The 17,614-nt window shown below is 71.3% G+C and carries 16 protein-coding genes; 6 read left to right on the top strand and 10 right to left on the bottom strand.

The window, feature by feature from the left end; translation table 11 throughout:
• Window positions 1–7 precede the first annotated feature (7 nt).
• Window positions 8–895, bottom strand: coding sequence for a helix-turn-helix transcriptional regulator (locus tag ACFYXA_RS09620; RefSeq protein WP_352248804.1), 888 nt, complete (start codon window positions 893–895; stop codon window positions 8–10).
• Between the two features lie 234 nt (window positions 896–1,129).
• Here ACFYXA_RS09620 and ACFYXA_RS09615 point away from each other — a divergent pair, with 234 nt between their 5' ends.
• Window positions 1,130–1,585: a cupin domain-containing protein gene (locus ACFYXA_RS09615; RefSeq protein WP_352248802.1), complete on the top strand. Its 456-nt coding sequence runs from the start codon at window positions 1,130–1,132 to the stop codon at window positions 1,583–1,585.
• Here ACFYXA_RS09615 and ACFYXA_RS09610 read toward each other — a convergent pair.
• Window positions 1,564–2,292 carry a hypothetical protein gene (locus tag ACFYXA_RS09610; RefSeq protein WP_389030217.1) on the bottom strand — a complete coding sequence of 243 codons (729 nt, stop codon included), beginning with the start codon at window positions 2,290–2,292 and terminating at the stop codon, window positions 1,564–1,566. The genes ACFYXA_RS09615 and ACFYXA_RS09610 overlap by 22 nt on opposite strands.
• A gap of 277 nt (window positions 2,293–2,569) precedes the next feature.
• Window positions 2,570–4,087 (bottom strand): FAD-dependent monooxygenase, encoded by a 1,518-nt coding sequence (locus tag ACFYXA_RS09605; protein WP_389030214.1) that lies wholly within the window; start codon window positions 4,085–4,087, stop codon window positions 2,570–2,572.
• A 126-nt stretch (window positions 4,088–4,213) separates the two neighbouring features.
• On the opposite strand from ACFYXA_RS09605, the gene ACFYXA_RS09600 reads away from it, so the two are divergent.
• On the top strand, window positions 4,214–4,867 hold the full coding sequence (locus ACFYXA_RS09600) for a TetR/AcrR family transcriptional regulator C-terminal domain-containing protein (RefSeq protein WP_389030211.1): 654 nt from the start codon (window positions 4,214–4,216) through the stop codon (window positions 4,865–4,867).
• A 330-nt stretch (window positions 4,868–5,197) separates the two neighbouring features.
• The gene (locus tag ACFYXA_RS09595) at window positions 5,198–6,376 is read left to right on the top strand and encodes a Cmx/CmrA family chloramphenicol efflux MFS transporter (protein ID WP_389030208.1); all 1,179 of its coding nucleotides are present in this window, start codon (window positions 5,198–5,200) and stop codon (window positions 6,374–6,376) included.
• A gap of 139 nt (window positions 6,377–6,515) precedes the next feature.
• On the opposite strand, the gene ACFYXA_RS09590 is transcribed toward ACFYXA_RS09595, so the two are convergent.
• The gene (locus tag ACFYXA_RS09590; RefSeq protein WP_389030206.1) at window positions 6,516–7,616 is read right to left on the bottom strand and encodes a hypothetical protein; all 1,101 of its coding nucleotides are present in this window, start codon (window positions 7,614–7,616) and stop codon (window positions 6,516–6,518) included.
• A 22-nt stretch (window positions 7,617–7,638) separates the two neighbouring features.
• Window positions 7,639–8,538: a class A beta-lactamase gene (gene bla / locus ACFYXA_RS09585; RefSeq protein ID WP_389030203.1), complete on the bottom strand. Its 900-nt coding sequence runs from the start codon at window positions 8,536–8,538 to the stop codon at window positions 7,639–7,641.
• A 299-nt stretch (window positions 8,539–8,837) separates the two neighbouring features.
• Between bla and ACFYXA_RS09580 the strand changes: the two genes are divergently transcribed.
• The 3 genes from ACFYXA_RS09580 to ACFYXA_RS09570 all read left to right on the top strand — a co-directional run bounded on the left by ACFYXA_RS09580 (window position 8,838) and on the right by ACFYXA_RS09570 (window position 12,244).
• Window positions 8,838–9,749: a hypothetical protein gene (locus tag ACFYXA_RS09580; protein ID WP_389030200.1), complete on the top strand. Its 912-nt coding sequence runs from the start codon at window positions 8,838–8,840 to the stop codon at window positions 9,747–9,749.
• A gap of 286 nt (window positions 9,750–10,035) precedes the next feature.
• A complete protein-coding gene (locus ACFYXA_RS09575; protein ID WP_352248784.1) occupies window positions 10,036–11,460 on the top strand; it encodes an amino acid permease in 1,425 nt (474 codons plus the stop codon).
• Window positions 11,461–11,557: 97 nt separating this feature from the next.
• Entirely contained in the window at window positions 11,558–12,244 is a 687-nt protein-coding gene (locus ACFYXA_RS09570) for a phosphatase PAP2 family protein (RefSeq protein WP_389030196.1), read from the top strand.
• Between the two features lie 12 nt (window positions 12,245–12,256).
• On the opposite strand, the gene ACFYXA_RS09565 is transcribed toward ACFYXA_RS09570, so the two are convergent.
• Genes ACFYXA_RS09565 through ACFYXA_RS09545 form a run of 5 tightly spaced genes read right to left on the bottom strand, consistent with a single transcriptional unit; the run spans window position 12,257 to window position 17,609 of the window.
• Entirely contained in the window at window positions 12,257–13,582 is a 1,326-nt protein-coding gene (locus tag ACFYXA_RS09565; protein WP_389030193.1) for a glutamate-1-semialdehyde 2,1-aminomutase, read from the bottom strand.
• Between the two features lie 7 nt (window positions 13,583–13,589).
• The gene (locus ACFYXA_RS09560; protein WP_389030191.1) at window positions 13,590–14,141 is read right to left on the bottom strand and encodes a dTDP-4-dehydrorhamnose 3,5-epimerase family protein; all 552 of its coding nucleotides are present in this window, start codon (window positions 14,139–14,141) and stop codon (window positions 13,590–13,592) included.
• Window positions 14,138–15,358 (bottom strand): polysaccharide pyruvyl transferase family protein, encoded by a 1,221-nt coding sequence (locus ACFYXA_RS09555; protein WP_389030188.1) that lies wholly within the window; start codon window positions 15,356–15,358, stop codon window positions 14,138–14,140. Before ACFYXA_RS09555 ends, ACFYXA_RS09560 begins: the two co-directional genes overlap by 4 nt.
• The gene (locus ACFYXA_RS09550; protein ID WP_389030185.1) at window positions 15,355–16,302 is read right to left on the bottom strand and encodes a glycosyltransferase family 2 protein; all 948 of its coding nucleotides are present in this window, start codon (window positions 16,300–16,302) and stop codon (window positions 15,355–15,357) included. Before ACFYXA_RS09550 ends, ACFYXA_RS09555 begins: the two co-directional genes overlap by 4 nt.
• Entirely contained in the window at window positions 16,299–17,609 is a 1,311-nt protein-coding gene (locus ACFYXA_RS09545) for a hypothetical protein (protein ID WP_389030182.1), read from the bottom strand. Before ACFYXA_RS09545 ends, ACFYXA_RS09550 begins: the two co-directional genes overlap by 4 nt.
• Window positions 17,610–17,614 lie beyond the last annotated feature (5 nt).

Raw genomic sequence — 17,614 nt, 5'->3', positions numbered from 1 at the left:
GGCCCGGTCAGGTGCGGGCCGGGTCTTCGGTGTGGGTCTGCCCGTGGTCGGGGGCGGCCCAGGAAGCGAGCAGGCGCAGGGCGTCGTGCTCGGGTGTGCCGGGTTCGGCGCTGTAGGCGGTCAGGGTGAGGCCGGGGTGAGCGGGTAGTTCCAGGGCGTCGAAGTCGAGGGTGATCTCGCCGATGGCCGGGTGGCGGAAGGCTTTGCGACCGGTGTGGTGCAGGCGCACGTTGTGCTTGGCCCAAGCAGTGCGGAACTCGTCGCTGCGGGTGACGAGTTCACCGATCAGCCCGGTCAGGTCGGTGTCGCCGGGGGCTCGGCCGGCTTCGGTGCGCAGCAGGGAGACGGTGGTGTTGACGGAGGCGTTCCAGTCGGGGAAGAAGTCGCGGCTGGTGGGGTTGAGGAACTGGAAGCGGGCGATGTTCACCGGGCGGGCTGAGCCGGTGAACAGGGGTGCGTAGAGGGCGCGTCCAAGGGGGTTGACGGCAAGGACGTCGAGCCGGCCGTTGCGGATGAAGGCCGGGGCGTCGGTCATCGACTCCAGGACGCGGGTGAGGGTGGCCGGGACGGCGGTCCTGGACTTGCGGGGGGTGCGGCGGGGCGGACGTCGGCGCTGGGCGGCGGCCAGGTCGTGGAGGTGGGCGCGTTCGGCTTCGTCGAGCCGGAGTGCCTGGCTGAGGGCGTCGAGGACTTCTTCGGAGGCGCCGGCGAGCCGGCCGCGCTCCAGGCGGACGTAGTAGTCGATGCTGACACCGGCGAGCATGGCGACTTCCTCGCGGCGCAGTCCGGGGACCCTGCGCTTGCCGCTGCCGAAGGCGGGCAGGCCGGCCTGCTGCGGAGTGATCTTGGCGCGGCGGGTGACGAGGAACTCTCGGATCTCGTGGGCGGTGTCCATGCTCTCCAGGCTAGGAAGAGTGGAGCACGGCTGGGAGGTTCTGCCAGTACCTGGAACGGCAGGGCCTTCCGCGCGCCTGTGAGCTGCGGTTTCCTCGATGTCGTCAGCGGATGCGGTCCCGGAGGGCGGGCACCCCCCTGGGATGCCCGCCGGGCCCGGGCTGATCCCCGGCGCGAGCAGCGAACCGGCCCCGCACCATCAGCGGGGCTTGATGAAACAGAGCAAAGGAACAAGATGGCTGGCAACGGATTCGACCAGATCTTCCCGCTCGGCGAGAAGAACGACGCCTTCGCGCAGTACTTCATCGGCCAGAGCTACCTCGCGCCGCTCGCCTCGGGCAGCGTTCCCGTCATGAACGTCTCCTTCGAGCCGAGCTGCCGCAACAACTGGCACATCCACCACGGCACGGACGGCGGCGGTGACCAGATCCTGCTCTGCACGGCGGGCAGCGGCTGGTACCAGGCCGAGGGTGAGGATCCCGTCAGCATGGAGCCGGGAACGGTGATCCGCGTCCCGGCGGGCACGAAGCACTGGCACGGCGCGAAGGCCGACTCATGGTTCTCCCATCTCGCCTACATCACGCCGGGCGAGAACGTGGGCAACGAATGGCTCGAGCCGGTCACCGACGAGGTCTACGGCAAGCTGCGGCTTCAAGTCTCACCCGGTGGTCAGGTCGCGGTGGGGATGTAGGGCGCTGCTGCGACCTGGGCCATCGTCCGAAGTTTCGTGAAGTAGGAGGCGCAGTACTCCTCGTTGATCAGGGGCACGATCTTGTCGAGGTCGGTGATGCAGCCCCAGAGGCATGCGATGCCACTGTCGTCGAGTCCGCCGTTCAGCTCCCTCTGTACGTGGCCGGCGACGTCGGCGTCCAGGAGAACCAGATCCACGCCGTCGAAGTCCACGCCGCGGAAACCGTCCGGGAACGGGGCCCTCAGGTGGTCATCCCACAGCCGGGCGAGTCCGTCTTCGGGCTGTGCTCCGCCCACGTCGGCGGCTGTCGCCTCTGCCGTAGAGGGTGGGCGAAGGAGCAGGGAGACGGCATCGAAGACGGCACGCACCATTGCGACGGCCCGGAGCGGGTGGAGGGCGGCACTTGACTCGGCGCCCTGCGCGAGCTTGTCGCGCAGCAGTCGGCTGCGGTCCAGTTCGGCGGCGAGTCCAGCCGTGATGAGCCCTGCGTCGGTGGCCCGCTCGATCAGGTCGGGGAGTGGTTCGGTCGTTGTCAGACGCTCGGCAAGGACGTGCTCCAGGGCGAACAGGGAATGCGTGACGGCGACGGTGGCGAACTCGTACCGGTAGTAGGAGTGCCGGATGAGCTCGCGGGAGGTCTCCATCGCGCTCATGACGTACATCGACGCGTCGCCGGGCAGAACCAGGTCGGCAACCAGGGCACGCATGTCCGCATAGTCGAGAACGAGGTCGCGGGCGCGCGGATCCCGTACCGGCTGAAGGAGCGGGTCGGTCGGCGGTGGCGGTGTGTTCACCGGCGCAGTTTTGTCGTCGGAAGCTGTCGGCGCCATCGGATTTGCCCGGGACGATTGCTGACCCGCTGCCGCATGTCGCCACCTGCCCGGTCCGGCCTCCGGACACCACGGCCTACGCCGGCGTTCACCGTGCCGCAGCAGACCGGTGTCGCATCGCCGCGGTGTCCCCTGGCGAGCTTGCTGCCCCCGTTCAGTCGGCCGTGGCCGGGCCGAACCAGGTGGTGAGGGTGGTCCGGAGGGCGGCGGGGTCGGGGGTGGTCCCGGCGGGTGCGGCCCAGGCGACATGGCCGTCGGGGCGGATGAGGAGCGCGGCGGGGGCGGGGGTCTCGTCGGTCGGCCAGACGGGCCAGTGGTCGGCCGTGGACCGGGCCTCGACGAGGTCGACGCGATCGGCCCAGCCGGCGGCCGTGGCCGCCAGTGCGGTGTCACCGCGGAGGTCGAGCAGCACGGGGCGCGCTGTGTGCAACAGTTCGAAGACGCGACGGCGGCCGTCACGGGTCTTCAGATCGACGTCGGGGACCCGGCGGCCGGTCAGCGGGTGGTCGTCGCCCATGGGGTAGCGGAGGTCCAGCGCGGTGATCATGCCGCCCAGGTGCCGGTTCACGTCGTCGTATTCGATGAGCGAACGGAGTACGTCGCGCAGCGCGTCGGTCTGCGGACCCGGACGCGTCAGCGCCGCCTGTGCCCGGGTGTTGTGCAGCACCCGTTCCGCGACGGGATACCGCTCGGCGTGGTAGCTGTCCAGCAGGGTCTCGGGCGCCCGGCCGTGCACCATGGAGGCGAGTTTCCAGCCGAGGTTGACCGCGTCCTGGACCCCCAGGTTCAGCCCCTGGCCACCTGCCGGGAAGTGGATGTGCGCCGCGTCGCCCGCCAGCAGCACCCGGCCTTCGCGGTACCGCTCGGCCTGCCGGGCCGCGTCGCCGAACCGGGAGACCCAACGGGGGCTGTGCATCCCGAAGTCGGTGCCCGCGATCCTCAGCAGTGACTCCCGCAGTTCCTCGAACGTCACCGGCTTCCTCTGGTCGGCGACACGCCCGTGCTCCGTGGTGATCACCCGGTACCAGCCCGGCTCGAAGGCTGACACCGTGAAGTCCCCGCCCGGTTGCCGCTGCATGAAGAGCGACTCAGCGGGCGGATCGGTGAGTTCGACGTCGCCGAGCAGCGCGGTCACTGTCGCCGGGGTGCCGGGGAAGCCGATGCCGGCGAGCTTGCGCACCGCGCTGCGCCCGCCGTCGCAGCCCACGAGGTAGCGGGCGCGCAGTGTCGAACGTGAGCCCTCCGGTCCGCCTGCTTCGACCTCGACACCGGTGTCGTGCTGGCGGATCCCGGTCACCTCGGACGACCAGCGCATCCGTACACCGAGCTCGGTGGCCCATTCCTCCAGCAGCCGTTCGATATGGGACTGCAGGAGCATCAGCGACCGGGGGTGCCTGGTCTCGAACCGGTCGAAGTCCAGCCAAAGCCCCGAGAAGTGACCTATCGGGCGCGGTGTGCCGGCCGCCAGGAAGCGGTCCAGTACGCCCCGCTGGTCCAGCACTTCCATGGTCCGGGCGTGCATCCCGCCGGCCCGCGACTCACCGGTCCGCGCGGCGAGCCGGTCGGCCACCACCACGTCGACCCCCGCCAGCCGCAGCTCGCAGGCGAGCATCAGACCCGTCGGCCCGGCGCCCGCGATCACCACATCCGTGTCCGTCTTTGTGTCGGTCATCTGGATTTCCCCTTGTTCCGGTTCGGATTCCAGCCCCGCGCCTCTAACGGCGCTAGGGACCTAACGTCGTTAGAGAGTGCCCCTAACGGTGTTAGAGTGTCAAGCGTCCAGGAAGGCGGGAAGAGAATGAAGCTCAACTCCGAGGTGATCGCCCGGACGGCGTTGCGACTGCTCGACGACGTCGGCCTCGACGGGCTCACCATGCGTCTTGTCGCCCAGGACCTCGGCGTACGAGCCCCCACCCTCTACTGGCACATCAAGAACAAGCAGGAGCTGCTCGACGCCATGGCCACCCTCGTCTACGTCGAGGCGGCCGAGAGGCTGGAGGAACCCCGCGACGGCTCCTCCTGGGAGGACTGGCTCGCCGACTGGGCCCGCCACCTGCGCCAGGCGATGCTGAGCCACCGGGACGGAGCACGTGTCCTCGCCGGCACCTACGTGAACCACCCGGCCGTGCACCGGGCGGTGGAGCTGAACCTGCGAACCCTGCGGGATGCCGGCTTCACCCTCAGCGAGGCGGCACGCGGTTTCCCGGCGGTTCTGCACTACACCATCGGCCACACCATCGAGGAACAGGCCCACACCGACGCGGCGTACGGCGACGACAACCCCTACGCACCCGAGCGGCTCGCCGGGATGATCGACGCGGAACGCTTCCCGCTCACCGCTCAGGCGTCGAGCGACCTGCTCGGCATGGACGGCGACGTCGGCTTCGAAAGCGGGCTGCGCATCCTCGTGCTCGGTCTGCGCGCGGCAAGGGAGGAGCGCGAGCGCGGCTGACCCGGGACGGGGCCGGCCTCACCGACCTCAAGCCCTGCGAGGCGTTCCTGCCCAACGCCGAGGAGGCCATGCGCTGCACCGGCACCGGACGCATGTCCGATGCCCGTGAAACCAAGATGCTTCGACGGGCATCGGTCGGGTAGCGTGCGGGCCATGTCGAGTCCTGAGTCAGACAAGGTGGGGGCTTTCGGTCACGCCGTCAGCCCCCTGAACCACTGAGCTCGTAGCCCTGTCGTCGCGCCGCTTTCGCGGTGGGACGAGTGTGCGCTTGGGGCTGGCCGCGGTGACGAGATGACCTTCTCGTGCTTCTCCTCACCTCGGAGCCACTCGATGCCTCTCCCGCTCTGTCTGCTTGCCATGGCGGTCTTCGCCATGGGCACTTCGGAGTTCATGCTCGCCGGCCTCTTGCCGGACATCGCCTCAGATCTTGACGTGACCGTCGGGACAGCAGGCATCCTCACCTCGGCTTTCGCCATCGGCATGATGGTCGGCGCCCCCCTTGTGGCCGCGCTTGCCCGCAACTGGCCCAGGCGCGCCGGCCTTCTCGGGTCCGTGCTCGTTTTCGCGGCAGCTCACGCCGTGGGCGCCATCACCACGAGCTTCCCCCTCCTGTTCGCCACCCGGGTTGTCGCCGCCCTCGCGAACGCAGGGTTCCTTGCCGTCGCTCTGACGGCTGCCGCCACGCTGGTCCCGCCCGACAGGAAGGGACGCGCGCTGGCCGTGCTGCTGTCGGGCACGACGGTGGCCACGATCGCCGGTGTCCCCGGTGGGTCGGTGCTCGGCACGTTGCTCGGCTGGCGGGCCACATTCTGGGCTGTCGCCGCTCTCTGCCTGCCTGCAGCTCTCGGCATCCTGAAGGGAATCCCGGCAGGACGTGATGAGGACGAGGCGACGGGCAGGCCGGCCTTGCGAGCGGAACTCGCCCAGCTCACCAGGCCGCGGTTGATCCTGGTGATGCTGCTCGGTGCGCTGGTGAACGCGGCAACGTTCGGGAGCCTCACCTTTCTTGCCCCCGTGGTGACCGACAGCGCCGGGCTGGGCGAGTTGTGGATCTCTGTCGCTCTGGTGCTCTTCGGTGCCGGTTCCTTCGTGGGCGTCACCGTCGCCGGACGGCTGTCCGACCGAAGTCCCGGCCTGGTCATCGCAGTCGGCGGCCCGCTGCTGCTCATCGGCTGGCCGGCCCTGGCGGTGCTGGCCAACGAGCCGGCCGCCCTGTTCATCCTCGTGTTCGTGCAGGGCGGCCTGTCGTTCGCGCTGGGCAGCACGCTGATCACACGGGTCCTCTACGAGGCCGCGGGAGCCCCCACGATGGCCGGCTCGTATGCGACGGCGGCGCTCAACGTGGGCGCCGCCGTCGGCCCCGTCATCGCTGCGGCCACCCTCACCACCGAAGCCGGGAACCTCGGACCGCTCTGGGCAAGCGGACTCCTCGTCGCGGTCGCGCTGCTCATCGCGTTCCCCCTCCGCACCGCCATCACAGCCGGCCGGAGCACCGAGGTGCTCCGGTGACACACGCGAACGCCCCCTTGACCATCGAAGGACGCCGAAGGCTCGTGGAGCGCCGCCGCACCCGTCCGATCGCGCACGTCGCCGCCGAGGCCGGTGTCTCTCGAACCTGGGAGTGCAGATCCAGATCGTCCTCGCACGATCAAAGGGGCAGGGTCGCAGCCAGCGGTGCGCCGATCTGGATGTCGAAGTAGGCCGCGACGTCGCTAGCGCCGGGACGGGGCGCGTTCGCGTCGATGATGACGACCGTTCCGGCCACGATGCCGGCGTAGTCGGTGCCGGTTCGCCGGGACTGTTCGATGCGCTCCGTGACGGGACGGCGGACCGCCTCGGTGAGGAAGGTGAGGCCGTGGGGGAACTGCCCGGTGAGCGGGATCCGCTGCCGCCCGGATTCGATCCGGCTGCCGATGCCGAACCGGGCCGTGACGATCCGGTCACCACGCAGGGTCACCTGGAAAAAGCCGTTCGGGGGGCGGTTGCAGACTTCCTGGGGTGGATAGAAGCAGTCGTAACCACCGGCGCGCAGATCATCGACGGCGGAGCTCATCGAGGTCGCGTAGTGCTCCGAGCCGAACGGCCAGCGCCGTACGGAGGCGTTCCGGGCTGTGACGACCAGTCCGTTCTGAGGGGCGAACCTGTACTCCGCGTGCGCGTCCCGCCACTCTGTCCGGGGGACACCGTCCACCGTCGGGTCAGCGCGACGGTCGGCGTGGAAGGCGTCGATCTCCTCCCGCAGGCGATCACCCGTGCCCGGCCAGATCGCGGTCAGCACCGATGCCGCGGTCGCGGCGACCTCGTCGTCCGGACGGTCCGCGTGGGCCGCGTGGTCCGCTTCGGTGTCCGGGAACCACGCCCAGGCGAGACGGTCGTCGCGGTCCAGCAGGAACTGCGCCACCTGCGGACGGACCGCGTCTGCCTCGTCGCGGTGCGCGATCCGGCACCACAGGGCGCGGCCGTCCGCGTTGGCCCGGACCTGCGCACAGAACCAGCCGGCCTCCCGCAATGGTCGGGTGAGTGCCGCTGCCGTGCCGCCGGGCGGGATCGGCTCGGCCTGTGAGTACTCGGCCGCCGCGCCGTGCTCGTAAGCGTCGGCGGGCGGAAAGGACGGCGGCTCGTCCGCGCGGTCGCATCCGTTCAGCGCGAGCAGTCCGAGCATCGTGACGGCCACGGCCGCGAGAATCGTCCCCAGGAACCATGGACTGCGGCGTGCGGGCAGGAAGGAGGGAAGGGAATCGGCGTTCATCGCATCGAAGCGGTCGAGTGGGTCAGCGCAGGGCGTCGGCCAGGAGGCGGGCGGTGTCCGCGATCAGCTTGTTCTCCGACGCGGCGTCCTGGTCGAACTTGCGGGACATGAGGGAGAGGACCAGCGGGGTGCCGTCCTCGGTCCAGGCGATGCCCACGTTGTTGTTGGTGCCGTAGGAACCACCGCCCGTCTTGTCCGCGACCGCCCACGAGGACGGCAGACCCGCGCGCAGCCGGGTGTCGCTGGTCTTGTTGTGCAGCAGCCAGTCCGTGAGCAGCGCGCGGTCGGGCCGGCTGAGCGCGTCGCCCAGGACGAGCCGGGCGTAGGCGCGGCCGATCGCGCGCGGGCTGGTGGTGTCCGTGATCCGCCACGGCTCGCCCGAGTTCAGCTCCGTCTCCCACCGGTCCAGCCGGGTAACCCGGTCACCGAGGGAACGGGCGAAACGGGTGATCGCCGTGGGGCCGCCCAGCTCGCGCAGGAGCAGATTGCCCGCGGTGTTGTCACTCCAGCAGATCGCGGCCTCGCACAGCTCGGCGATCGTCATCCCCGTGGCCAGGTGCTCTCTCGTCACGTCCGAGTGTTCGACCAGGTCGGCCGCCGTGTAGTGGATCCGGCGGGACAGCACCTCGCCGCCGCGGTCCAGGTCGCGCAGCACCGCCGCGGCGGCGAGCGTCTTGAACAGCGAACAGACCGGGAACAGCGTGTCGGCCCGGTGCCGGACCGTTTCCCCGGTACCCACATTGTGAGCGTAGACCCCCAGCCGGGCCCCGTACTGCTCCTCCAGCGCCCGAAGGCCGCCGGTGACACCGTCCGACGCGCGGGCGGGCGCGCCCGTGACCAGGCCCGTGGCAGTGGCAGCGCCGGCCGCAAGCAGCGTGCGCCGGCTCAACGCAGAGGCAAGAGGGCCACTCGTGCGTAACATCGTCCACTCCTTCATCACATGCGTCGCCGGTTACATCAGTGACCGACGCAGCGCCTCGCGCGTTGGTTGCATCCCGAGGAAAGGACGATCGCTCAGGACTCGTCCGGTCGTTCATGTGAACCCCGATCGGGGCCGCGCCATACCGCCGCGACCTCCCCAGCGCGTCGGCCGAAACCACAACTCCCTTCGCGTGAAACCTAGTTGTCGTAGTTCCTGATCGGTTGGCAGACTCGCTCCGCCGAGGCGAGGAGCACGATCACGTCGGCAACGGGGTTATTCCATCTCTCAGGGGGACATCAATGAGACTCAGCGCGCCCGGGCGCTCCCTTGCCCGCGCCACGGCCGTCCTCGTACTGGCCCTGGGCATGGCCACCAGTACGACCGGTCTGCTGTCCGGCACCCACGCGCACGCCCTGCCAGGCGCCGAAGGATCCTTCAGCTTCAGCGGCGACGAGGGCGACTGGATCAGCGGAGGTCAGTCCTACGCCTACTCGACGGCGTCGCAGGACCGCCTGCAAATCTCCGCCAACAACGCGAACAGCTCGGTCCACCTCTCGCTCGACGGGGCGAACGGTGACTGGTGGTCCCTGGATCTCGCGGCGCCCGCCGGCAATGCCCTCGCGCCGGGCACCTACACCGGTGCCACCCGCCACCCGTTCAACGGGCCGACCGAGCCGGGGCTGGACCTCAGCGGAAACGGGCGCGGCTGCAACACGCTCACTGGCGAGTTCACCATCTTCGACGTGGAGTTCGGCCCGCAGGGCTACGTGAAGAAGCTCGACGCAACCTTCGAGCAGCACTGCGAGGGAGGCACCGCCGCAGCGCGCGGTGAGGTCCACATCGACAACCCGGCCCCGCCGGCCGAGCTCGACCTCGGCCTCGCCGTAGCCCTGGAGGGCACCGCGAGCACCCTGAACGGCAAGGCCACCCTGCACGGGACGGTGAGCTGCACCAAGCCGGTGACGGTGAACGTGTCGGGCGACGTCACTCAGGTGAAGAAGCAGAAGCTCATCCGCGGCTCCTTCACCAGGTCGGTGTCCTGCACGCCGGGCGTTCCGACGGCCTGGACCGCGACGGCCGTGCCCACCGGCGACGTCCCCTTCCAGCGCGGGGACGTCGAGGTCGAAGCACGAGCGGTGGCAACTGACCCGGACTACGCACAGCCGGTGACCGTCAGCGAGACGGTGGCGGTCCACCTGAAGCGAGCCTGATCCGCTGGAAGCTCCGACCTGAGTCGTCCGCACGGCCTTGAGCCGCGCGGGTTCATCGGACGCGTCGACGGCCTGTCCTCAACGTTCGCGACAGCGCCCGCAGCCACTTCAATCGGCTGCGGGCGCTTTTCGTGTCCCGCCCGGTTTCAGGTGAGGGAAACACCCGGGTGCCGGGGATCGTGGTCAGCCCCGGGGCCGAGTCCGCGCGTGGCGGCTTTTCCGAGGGGCGGGGCTGGGACATCATGATCCGCCGTCAGCCGTTTTCGTCGGCGAAGAGGTGATAGCCATGGGCAGGATCCGTCCGGGTGAGGGGATTCTCCGTCGCAAACCCATCGAGCACATCGAGGAGACGGAGGTCACCGAGGGCGCCCGGCTCGACCGGTCGCTCGGGCTGTGGCAGCTCACCGCGATCGGCGTGGGCGGCATCATCGGCGCGGGCATCTTCACGCTGGCCGGCACCGTGGCCAACGGCGTGGCCGGGCCCGCGGTGCTGGTGTCCTTCCTGGTCGCGGGTGTGGCGAGCGCGTGCGCCGCGTTGTCGTACGCGGAGTTCGCGGGGCTGATCCCGAAGGCCGGGTCGGCCTACACCTACGGGTACGCGGTGCTGGGCGAGTTCGCGGGCTGGTTCATCGGCTGGGACCTGCTGCTGGAGTACACGGCGATCGTGGCCGTCGTGGCGATCGGCATCTCCGGCTACTTCGGCTTCCTGGTGGAGGAGTTCGGCGCGAGCCTGCCCGCCTGGATGCTGGGTGCGCCCGGCACCGGTACGGGGCGCCGCGTCGACCTGTTCGCGGCCGTGCTGTGTCTTCTGATCGCCTGGCTGCTCAACCTGGGCATCAAGAGCGCGGCCCGCTTCGAGACGTTCGTCGTGGCGCTGAAGGTGCTGGTGGTGCTGCTGGTGATCGGGGTGGGCGTCTTCCACATCACGACCGCCAACTACCACCCCTTCTTCCCGTTCGGCATCGGCGGCGCGTTCACCGGTGCGGCGACGGTGTTCTTCGCGGTGTTCGGCTACGACGCCATGTCGACGGCGGCCGAGGAGTCCAAGGACGCGGTACGGCACATGCCCAAGGCGATCATCTACTCGCTGGCGATCTCGATGGTGCTGTACGTGGCGGCGTGCCTGGTGCTCACGGGCATGCAGAAGTACACGGACATCGACCCGCGGAGCGGCTTCTCCACGGCGTTCAAAGCGGTGGGACTCGACGCGCTCGCGGACGTGATCGCGGTCGGCGCGATCATCGGCATCCTCACCGTCATGTTCACCTTCATGCTGGGCGTGACCCGCGTCTGGTTCTCGATGTCCCGTGACGGGCTGCTTCCCCGGTGGTTCGCCAAGACGCACCCGACACGGCACGTGCCGACCCGGGTCACCTGGATCGTCGGTGTGGTGTCGGCCCTCATCGCGGGGTTCGTACCGATCGGCGAGGCGGCCGAGCTGACCAACATCGGCATCCTGCTGGCGTTCGTGGTGGTGTGTGCGGCGGTGATCGTGCTGCGCTACCGGCAGCCGGAGCTGCCGCGCAGCTTCCGCACCCCGTGGATGCCGGTGGTGCCGGCGCTCGGGGTCCTCTTCTCGATCTGGCTGATCACGTTCCTGCAGTGGCAGACCTGGGTGCGGTTCGCGATCTGGTTCGCGATCGGGTGCGTCATCTACTTCTCCTACTCCTACAAGCGCTCCATCCTGGCGGCACGGCAACCCGCCGAGTGACCACTCGCCCTCGCACCTCGATCGCTGTCTCGGTTAGGGTGGCGAACGGAACCCGGTTTCGGTGCCCTTGGCCGAAGTGATGGACAAGTGAGGCGCGATGGCGAGGAGTTGGTGTCGGCCGGAAGGTGACACCAGCGTGCTGCCTTCGTCGCTGCGAGCCTGGCTCGGGCTCACCGCGGTCCTCGCCGCACTCGTCGTCCTCGGGCTGGGGGGCCTGTACGCCGACGACAGCACACCCGGCGCCCTGGACACGCGCATACAAGCGGCGGTGGACGGGGCGGGGCCGCCGTGGCGGGACATCGCCCTCGCCGTGGACTTCCTGGGCGAGCCCCTGGGCGCGGCGACACTGGTCGGGGCCGCCGTCATCGGCTGCCTGCTGCTGCGGCGGCCTCGCGCGGCGGTGTCCGTCGTCGCCGGCGCCGGTGCGGCCGTCGGCGCGGCGACGCTGCTCAAGCACCTCGTGGGGCGCACCATCCACGGCGAGGCGAACCTGTCCTACCCGAGTGGCCACACCGCCTTCCTCACCGCCCTCGCCCTCGCGGTGGCGCTGCTCGCGACCGGCCGGCTCGGCCTCGGCGGCGCGGCCGGCATGTCACTCGTGCTCGCCCCGGCGCTGGCCGCCGGGGCCACCATGGGCTGGGCGCAGGTCACCCTGGGAGCGCACTACCCGACCGACGCCCTCGGCGGCTGGTGCACCGCGCTGGCGGTGACACCGGCGACCGCGTGGCTGGTCGACCGCACGGCCGGCCGCACGTCCAAATCACCTCAACCCACATCTCGCTGACGTCGCATCACCTCACGCCGACCGCCGGAACACCGGCTTCACCGGCCGTCCCCCCAGCCAGGGGGTCGGGTCGCCGGCGTCCAGGGCCTTGCGGTACACCGCGCACGCCTCGGCCACCACGTCGACGGTGTGAGCGATGTCGGCGTCGTCGAGCGCGGCGCTCACCACGAACGACGGGGCCAGCACCCCGCCCGCGAGAAGCCGGCGCAGGAACAGAGTGCGGTACCGCTGCGACGGCCGGAGGTTCTCGTCCAGGGTGGCGAAGACCAGGTTGCTGGCCCGCCCCCGCAGGACGAGGTGGTCGCCGACGCCCATGGCGGCCGCGGCCTCGCGGACACCGGCGGCAAGCCGCTCGCCGAGGGCGTGCAGCCGCGCGGTGACGCCCTCCTCGACGTACGTCGCCTGCACGGCAGTCGCGGCGGCCAGCGAGTGCGTCTCCGCGCCGTGGGTGGTGGACAGCAGGAACACCCGCTCACCGCAGTGACGCAGTCCGCCCCGCTCCATCAGCTCGCGCCGCCCGGCCAGAGCGGAGACGGCGAACCCGTTGCCCAGCGCCTTGCCGAACGTGGAGAGGTCGGGGACGACGCCGTACAGGCCCTGCGCGCCCGCCTCCGACCAGCGGAAGCCGGTGATCATCTCGTCGAAGACGAGCACACAGCCGTGCCGGTCGGCCAGTTCGCGCAGGCCCTCCAGATACCCGGGCGGCGGCTCGGTGTGGGTGGCGGGCTCCAGGATCAGGCAGGCCACCTCGTCCGGGTACCGGGCGAGCAGCTCCCGTACGGCGGCCAGGTCGCCGTACGGGAAGGACACGGTGAGCTCGGTGGTCGCCGCCGGGACGCCGGCCGACATCGGAGTGGTGCCGATGAACCAGTCGTCGACGGAGAAGAACGGATGGTCGGCGCAGAGGGCCACCCGTGGCCGCCCGGTGACCGCGCGGGCCAGGCGCACCGCGGCCGTGGTGGCGTCGGAGCCGTTCTTCGCGAACTTGACCATCTCGGCGGTCGGCACCGTCGCCAGGAAGCGTTCCGCGGCCTCCACCTCGAGGACGGAGGGGCGGACGAAGTTGCCGCCGCGGTCGAGTTCCCGCCGCACCGCCTCGGTCACCCGCGGATGGGCGTGGCCCAGGCTGACCGACCGCAGGCCGGAGCCGTACTCGACGTAGCGGTTGCCGTCGACGTCCCACACGTGGGCGCCGCGGCCGTGGCTGATGACCGGGGCCAGGCCCTCGGGGTACTGGTCGTCGCCCTTGGCGTAGGTGTGCGCGCCCCCGGGGATCAGGGCGTGCAGCCGCTCGTTCGCCAGCCGCGACCGGGACAGGCTGAACTCATCGGTGTCCACGCTGACTTCAGCTCTCCTTCTGCTTCAGCACCTCGGCGAGGCTCGGCGCCCGCCGGTCCCGCCCGGACATCGACGTGACCGGCAGCGGCCAGGGAACGGCGAGCTCCGGGTCGTCGAAGGCGATGGTCACGTCCTCGGCCGGATCGTGCTCACGGTCGATCCGGTACGAGGTGTCGGCGATGTCGGTCAGCGCCTGGAAGCCGTGCGCGCACCCCGCCGGGATGTACAGGCTCACCTGCGTCTCGCCGGACAGCTCGAGGAAGGCCTGACCCAGATACGTCGGCGAGTCCGGACGCAGGTCCACGACGACGTCGAAGATCCTCCCGTACGAGCAGCGCACCAGCTTCGCCTCGCCGGCGCCGGAGCGCAGGTGCAGGCCGCGCAGCACGCCCCGTACCGAGCGGGACAGGCTGTCCTGGACGAAGGCGTCCGGGTCGAGGCCCGCCGAGCGGACCACGTCGGCGTCGAAGGTGCGGCAGAAGAAGCCGCGCTCGTCGGCGTGCGGCGTCGGCTCGAACAGGTACGCGCCGGCGATCGCCGGGACTTCGGTCGCTCTCAAGGAGCCTCCCTCAGGGCGTGGACAGGGGCGGACTCGGGGAACAGGGCCGCCGTCAGGGCGGTGAACTGGTGCTCGACGCGGCGGGCGACGGCGAGGTTCCGCTCGGCGAGGGTCCGCCGCAGCTCCGCCGAGTGCTTCTCCAACGCGCGGAACTGTTCGAGCAGCCGGTCGGCGTCGACCTCGCGGGCCGGATGGCAGTACGCGCCCAGCCCCATCCGGTCCATGAGCGCGTCGCTCTTGGCCGCGTAGCTGAGCGCGAGGGTCGGGGTGCCGGCCTTCAGCGCGCACACCAGGTTGTGGTAGCGGGTGGCGACGACGGCGTCGGCGGCCGCCGCCTCCTTCGTCAGGCCGTCCAGTGAGGCCGCCTCGGCGGCGGTGACCAGCGGCGAGTCCACCGCGTCGAGGATCGCGGCGACCACCGGCGCGTCGCACGCGTCGCCGGTGAGCAGCCGTACCGGCCGCCCCTGCGCGACCAGCGCGCGGACGAAGCGGGTCGTCCCGTCGAGGTAGCGGCGGTGGATCTCCCCGGCCCGGGCGCGGTCGTCGTTGCCGCCGTGGAAGTCCATGACGCCCACGCAGACCGCCCCCGGCCGGCCAGAGGGCGCCTTCGCCTGCGGTGTCGGCAGGGCGAAGGCGAGGTCCGGACACACCTCGTCGCGCGCGGTGTCCACGCCCATCGCCCGTATCGCGTCGCGGGACTGGGCGTCCCGGTACGACCGGTAGGCGGCCAGCCGCGCCGACCAGCGCACCAGCGCCCGGGTCGGCCGGTCGCCGATCGGGCCGGCGCCGACGCCCACGAGCGCGACCCGCGTGCCCAACAGCCGGCCGGTCGCGCAGAGCAGGAACAGCGAGTACGGGAAGCCCCAGGGCCGCAGCGGCAGCGTGGCCTCCAGCACCCCCATGCCCGGCACGATCACCACGTCGTGCCGGCGCACCCAGGCGGCCGTACGGAAGACGTCGACGAGCTTGCCCAGTCCCTTCGCCGCGACCGCGCCCGCACGGGAGGCGGTCCGGTACTCCCCGCGGTACCAGTGCAGCCGTGTCGCGGGGATGCCGTACCGGGCCGCGACGACCTCGGGCCCGCCGCACAGCGCGTCCACGACCGCGTCCGGGTGCTCGGTGCGGAGATAGCCGAGCACGGCCTCCAGGGACCCGTCGTTGCCGAGGTTGCCGGAGCCGAGCAGGCCGAACACCCCCACCCGTGTCGCCGCCTTCATGTCCGCCTCCGCTCGCGGCCGGCGACGAGGTCGTCCACGGAGACGGTGAGCAGGGCCGGGTCCACCGGGGCACGGTCCTCGACGCGCTCGCCGGCCCCCGGCCGGGCCCGGCTGGCCATCCACGCGGCCAGGTGCCCGTAGCACGCGCGCCGGTCGGACGAGGACAGCGGCGCCCGCCGGATCGCGCCGACGAAGCCGCCGACGTACTCGGCGAGGAGCCGGGGCGTCGGGTGCAGCGGGCCCGACCGGCGCGGGTCCAGGTTGACGCACCGGGCACGCTTGGACGGGTTCGCCCGCTCGGCCCGGGTGGGGTGGTCGCGGCGGAAGTACAGCAGCTCCGGCACTTGGTGGAACGGGCCGTGCAGGCCGATCTCGGCGACGAACGTGCGGTCCGCGTGGTGGTAGCTGTCGTGCGGCTTCACCCGGCGCAGCACATCGGCCCGGATCACCCCGTAGAAGTCGTCGCCGCCGGGCTCGAACAGCATGCTGCGAAAGCGCGTGGGCGCGCTCGGCGAGGCGGTGTCGAGCGTGTACGCGTAGGGCACCTTCACCTTGCCGTCCTCGTCGACGACGGCCTGGTCGGCGTGCGCGAGGACCACCTCGGGCCGCTCGTCCAGCGCCTCCACGCAGGCCCGCAGCAGGTCCCGGGCGTACAGGTCGTCGTGCGAGGCCCACTTGAACAGCTCGCCCCGGCACTGGGTGAACACGTAGTTGTGGTTCGGCGCGGCGCCGATGTTCCGGCGCAGCCGCAGGTACCGGATGCGCGGGTCCCGCGCGGCGTACTCGCGGCAGATCTCCTGGGTCCCGTCGGTCGAGGCGTTGTCGGTGACGACCAGTTCGAAGTCCTCGTAGGTCTGGCCGAGCAGGGCGTCGAACGACTCGGCCAGGTACTCCTCGCCGTTGTAGACGGGCAGGCCGACGCTCAGCCGGGGGTGGGCGGTCATGACGTCCTCACTTCGCGGATGGGTTCTTGACGGTGCTCGCGCAGGGCGGAGCGCAGATGCAGCCACCACACGGCCGAGCCGCAGACGGTCGCGGCGGCGACGCCCCAGGCCGAGCCGACCGCGCCGGCAGCGACCGCCCCGCCGAGACCGCCGCCGACGTAGCAGACGGAGGCGAACAGCTGGCAGCGCAGGCTGCGCCGGGCCGCGGCGAGCGCGCGCAGCCCGGCCGCCGCGCCGGTGCCGAGGCTCGCGCCCGCGACGCCGAGGGTGACCGGCACGATGAGCCGGGAGGCGGAAGGCCAGACGTCGCCGAGCGCGAGAGCGCCGAGCCGGTCCGGCGTCAGGAGCAGCGCCCCGCCCCAGAGCAGTGCGGCGGCGGCCTGCCCGCCGCCGAGGAGCAGGCAGAACGTCACCAGCCGCCGCGGGGCCTGCCGCAGCACCCGTGCCGCCTCGGGGACGGTGACCAGCGACAGGCCCATCAGCACGGCGAGGAACGGGCCGAGCAGCAGCTCCGCGCCCCGCACCGCGCCCACCGCGCCGATTCCGGCGATCACGCCGAGCCCGTACGCGCGCAGCTGGCTCGCGCCGCTGAGGCTGACGTTCTCCACCAGGTACCGGTAGCCGAGGTCGCGCTGCTCACGAAGCCAGTCGCGCGCCCCGGACGGCCGGGGCCGGATGCCGGACTGGAGGCACCCGTAGGCGGCGGCGACCGCGGCGGACGCGCCCCAGGCGAGCACGAAGGCGGCGACGCTGCCCACGCGGGCCGCGACGACCATGGCCGGGACGAGGGCCACGCCCCACACGACGTCGTTGACGAACGCCTTGCGCCCCGCGCCGGCGGCGAAGAACGAGAACCGCCAGGCGTCCTGAAGCAGCAGTCCCGGCAGCATGACACCGAGGCAGGCGAACGCGGGCCCCACAGAGCCGCCGAGGGCCAGGCCGGCCAGCACACACGTCGTGCCGAGGGCGGCGCCGACGCAGAGCGCGGTACCCGAGGACCGGGCCACCGCCCCGCGCCAGGACGCCTCCGGCACGCCGCTGAAGCGCACCACGAGAGGGTCGGTGGCCAGGCCCCTGGAGACGTTGAGCACCACGCCGTAGGTCACCCAGGCGAGGCTGAACACGCCGAACGCGGTCACCCCCAGCGAGCGGGCCACATAGATGCCCACCGCGAAGTTGGAGATGCTGGAGGCCGCCTGGTCGGCCAGCCCCCAGGACAGCCGGCCGACGAGGCCCCGCCTGCCGGACCCGGCCGTCCGCGCCGTCGCCCGTGCGGCCGTCCGCGTCTTGTCCCCCTCGGTGCTCACCGGTC

It is taken from the genome of Streptomyces sp. NPDC002566, from assembly GCF_042889585.1.
In the GTDB taxonomy this organism is placed as follows: Bacteria; Actinomycetota; Actinomycetes; order Streptomycetales; family Streptomycetaceae; genus Streptomyces.
The sequence above is the reverse complement of the archived record's forward strand: the minus strand, read 5'-3'. Positions and strand labels throughout refer to the sequence as shown.

Bases quoted from the DNA above. Each gene is read 5' to 3' on its own strand.
- ACFYXA_RS09595 (WP_389030208.1), top strand. From the start codon at position 5,198: ATGCCTCTCCCGCTCTGTCTGCTTGCCATGGCGGTCTTCGCCATGGGC.
- ACFYXA_RS09620 (WP_352248804.1), bottom strand. From the start codon at position 895: ATGGACACCGCCCACGAGATCCGAGAGTTCCTCGTCACCCGCCGCGCC.
- ACFYXA_RS09555 (WP_389030188.1), bottom strand. From the start codon at position 15,358: ATGAAGGCGGCGACACGGGTGGGGGTGTTCGGCCTGCTCGGCTCCGGC.
- ACFYXA_RS09615 (WP_352248802.1), top strand. From the start codon at position 1,130: ATGGCTGGCAACGGATTCGACCAGATCTTCCCGCTCGGCGAGAAGAAC.
- ACFYXA_RS09580 (WP_389030200.1), top strand. From the start codon at position 8,838: ATGAGACTCAGCGCGCCCGGGCGCTCCCTTGCCCGCGCCACGGCCGTC.
- ACFYXA_RS09550 (WP_389030185.1), bottom strand. From the start codon at position 16,302: ATGACCGCCCACCCCCGGCTGAGCGTCGGCCTGCCCGTCTACAACGGC.
- bla (WP_389030203.1), bottom strand. From the start codon at position 8,538: ATGTTACGCACGAGTGGCCCTCTTGCCTCTGCGTTGAGCCGGCGCACG.
- ACFYXA_RS09570 (WP_389030196.1), top strand. From the start codon at position 11,558: ATGGCGAGGAGTTGGTGTCGGCCGGAAGGTGACACCAGCGTGCTGCCT.
- ACFYXA_RS09600 (WP_389030211.1), top strand. From the start codon at position 4,214: ATGAAGCTCAACTCCGAGGTGATCGCCCGGACGGCGTTGCGACTGCTC.
- ACFYXA_RS09605 (WP_389030214.1), bottom strand. From the start codon at position 4,087: ATGACCGACACAAAGACGGACACGGATGTGGTGATCGCGGGCGCCGGG.
- ACFYXA_RS09610 (WP_389030217.1), bottom strand. From the start codon at position 2,292: ATGCGTGCCCTGGTTGCCGACCTGGTTCTGCCCGGCGACGCGTCGATG.
- ACFYXA_RS09575 (WP_352248784.1), top strand. From the start codon at position 10,036: ATGGGCAGGATCCGTCCGGGTGAGGGGATTCTCCGTCGCAAACCCATC.
- ACFYXA_RS09590 (WP_389030206.1), bottom strand. From the start codon at position 7,616: ATGAACGCCGATTCCCTTCCCTCCTTCCTGCCCGCACGCCGCAGTCCA.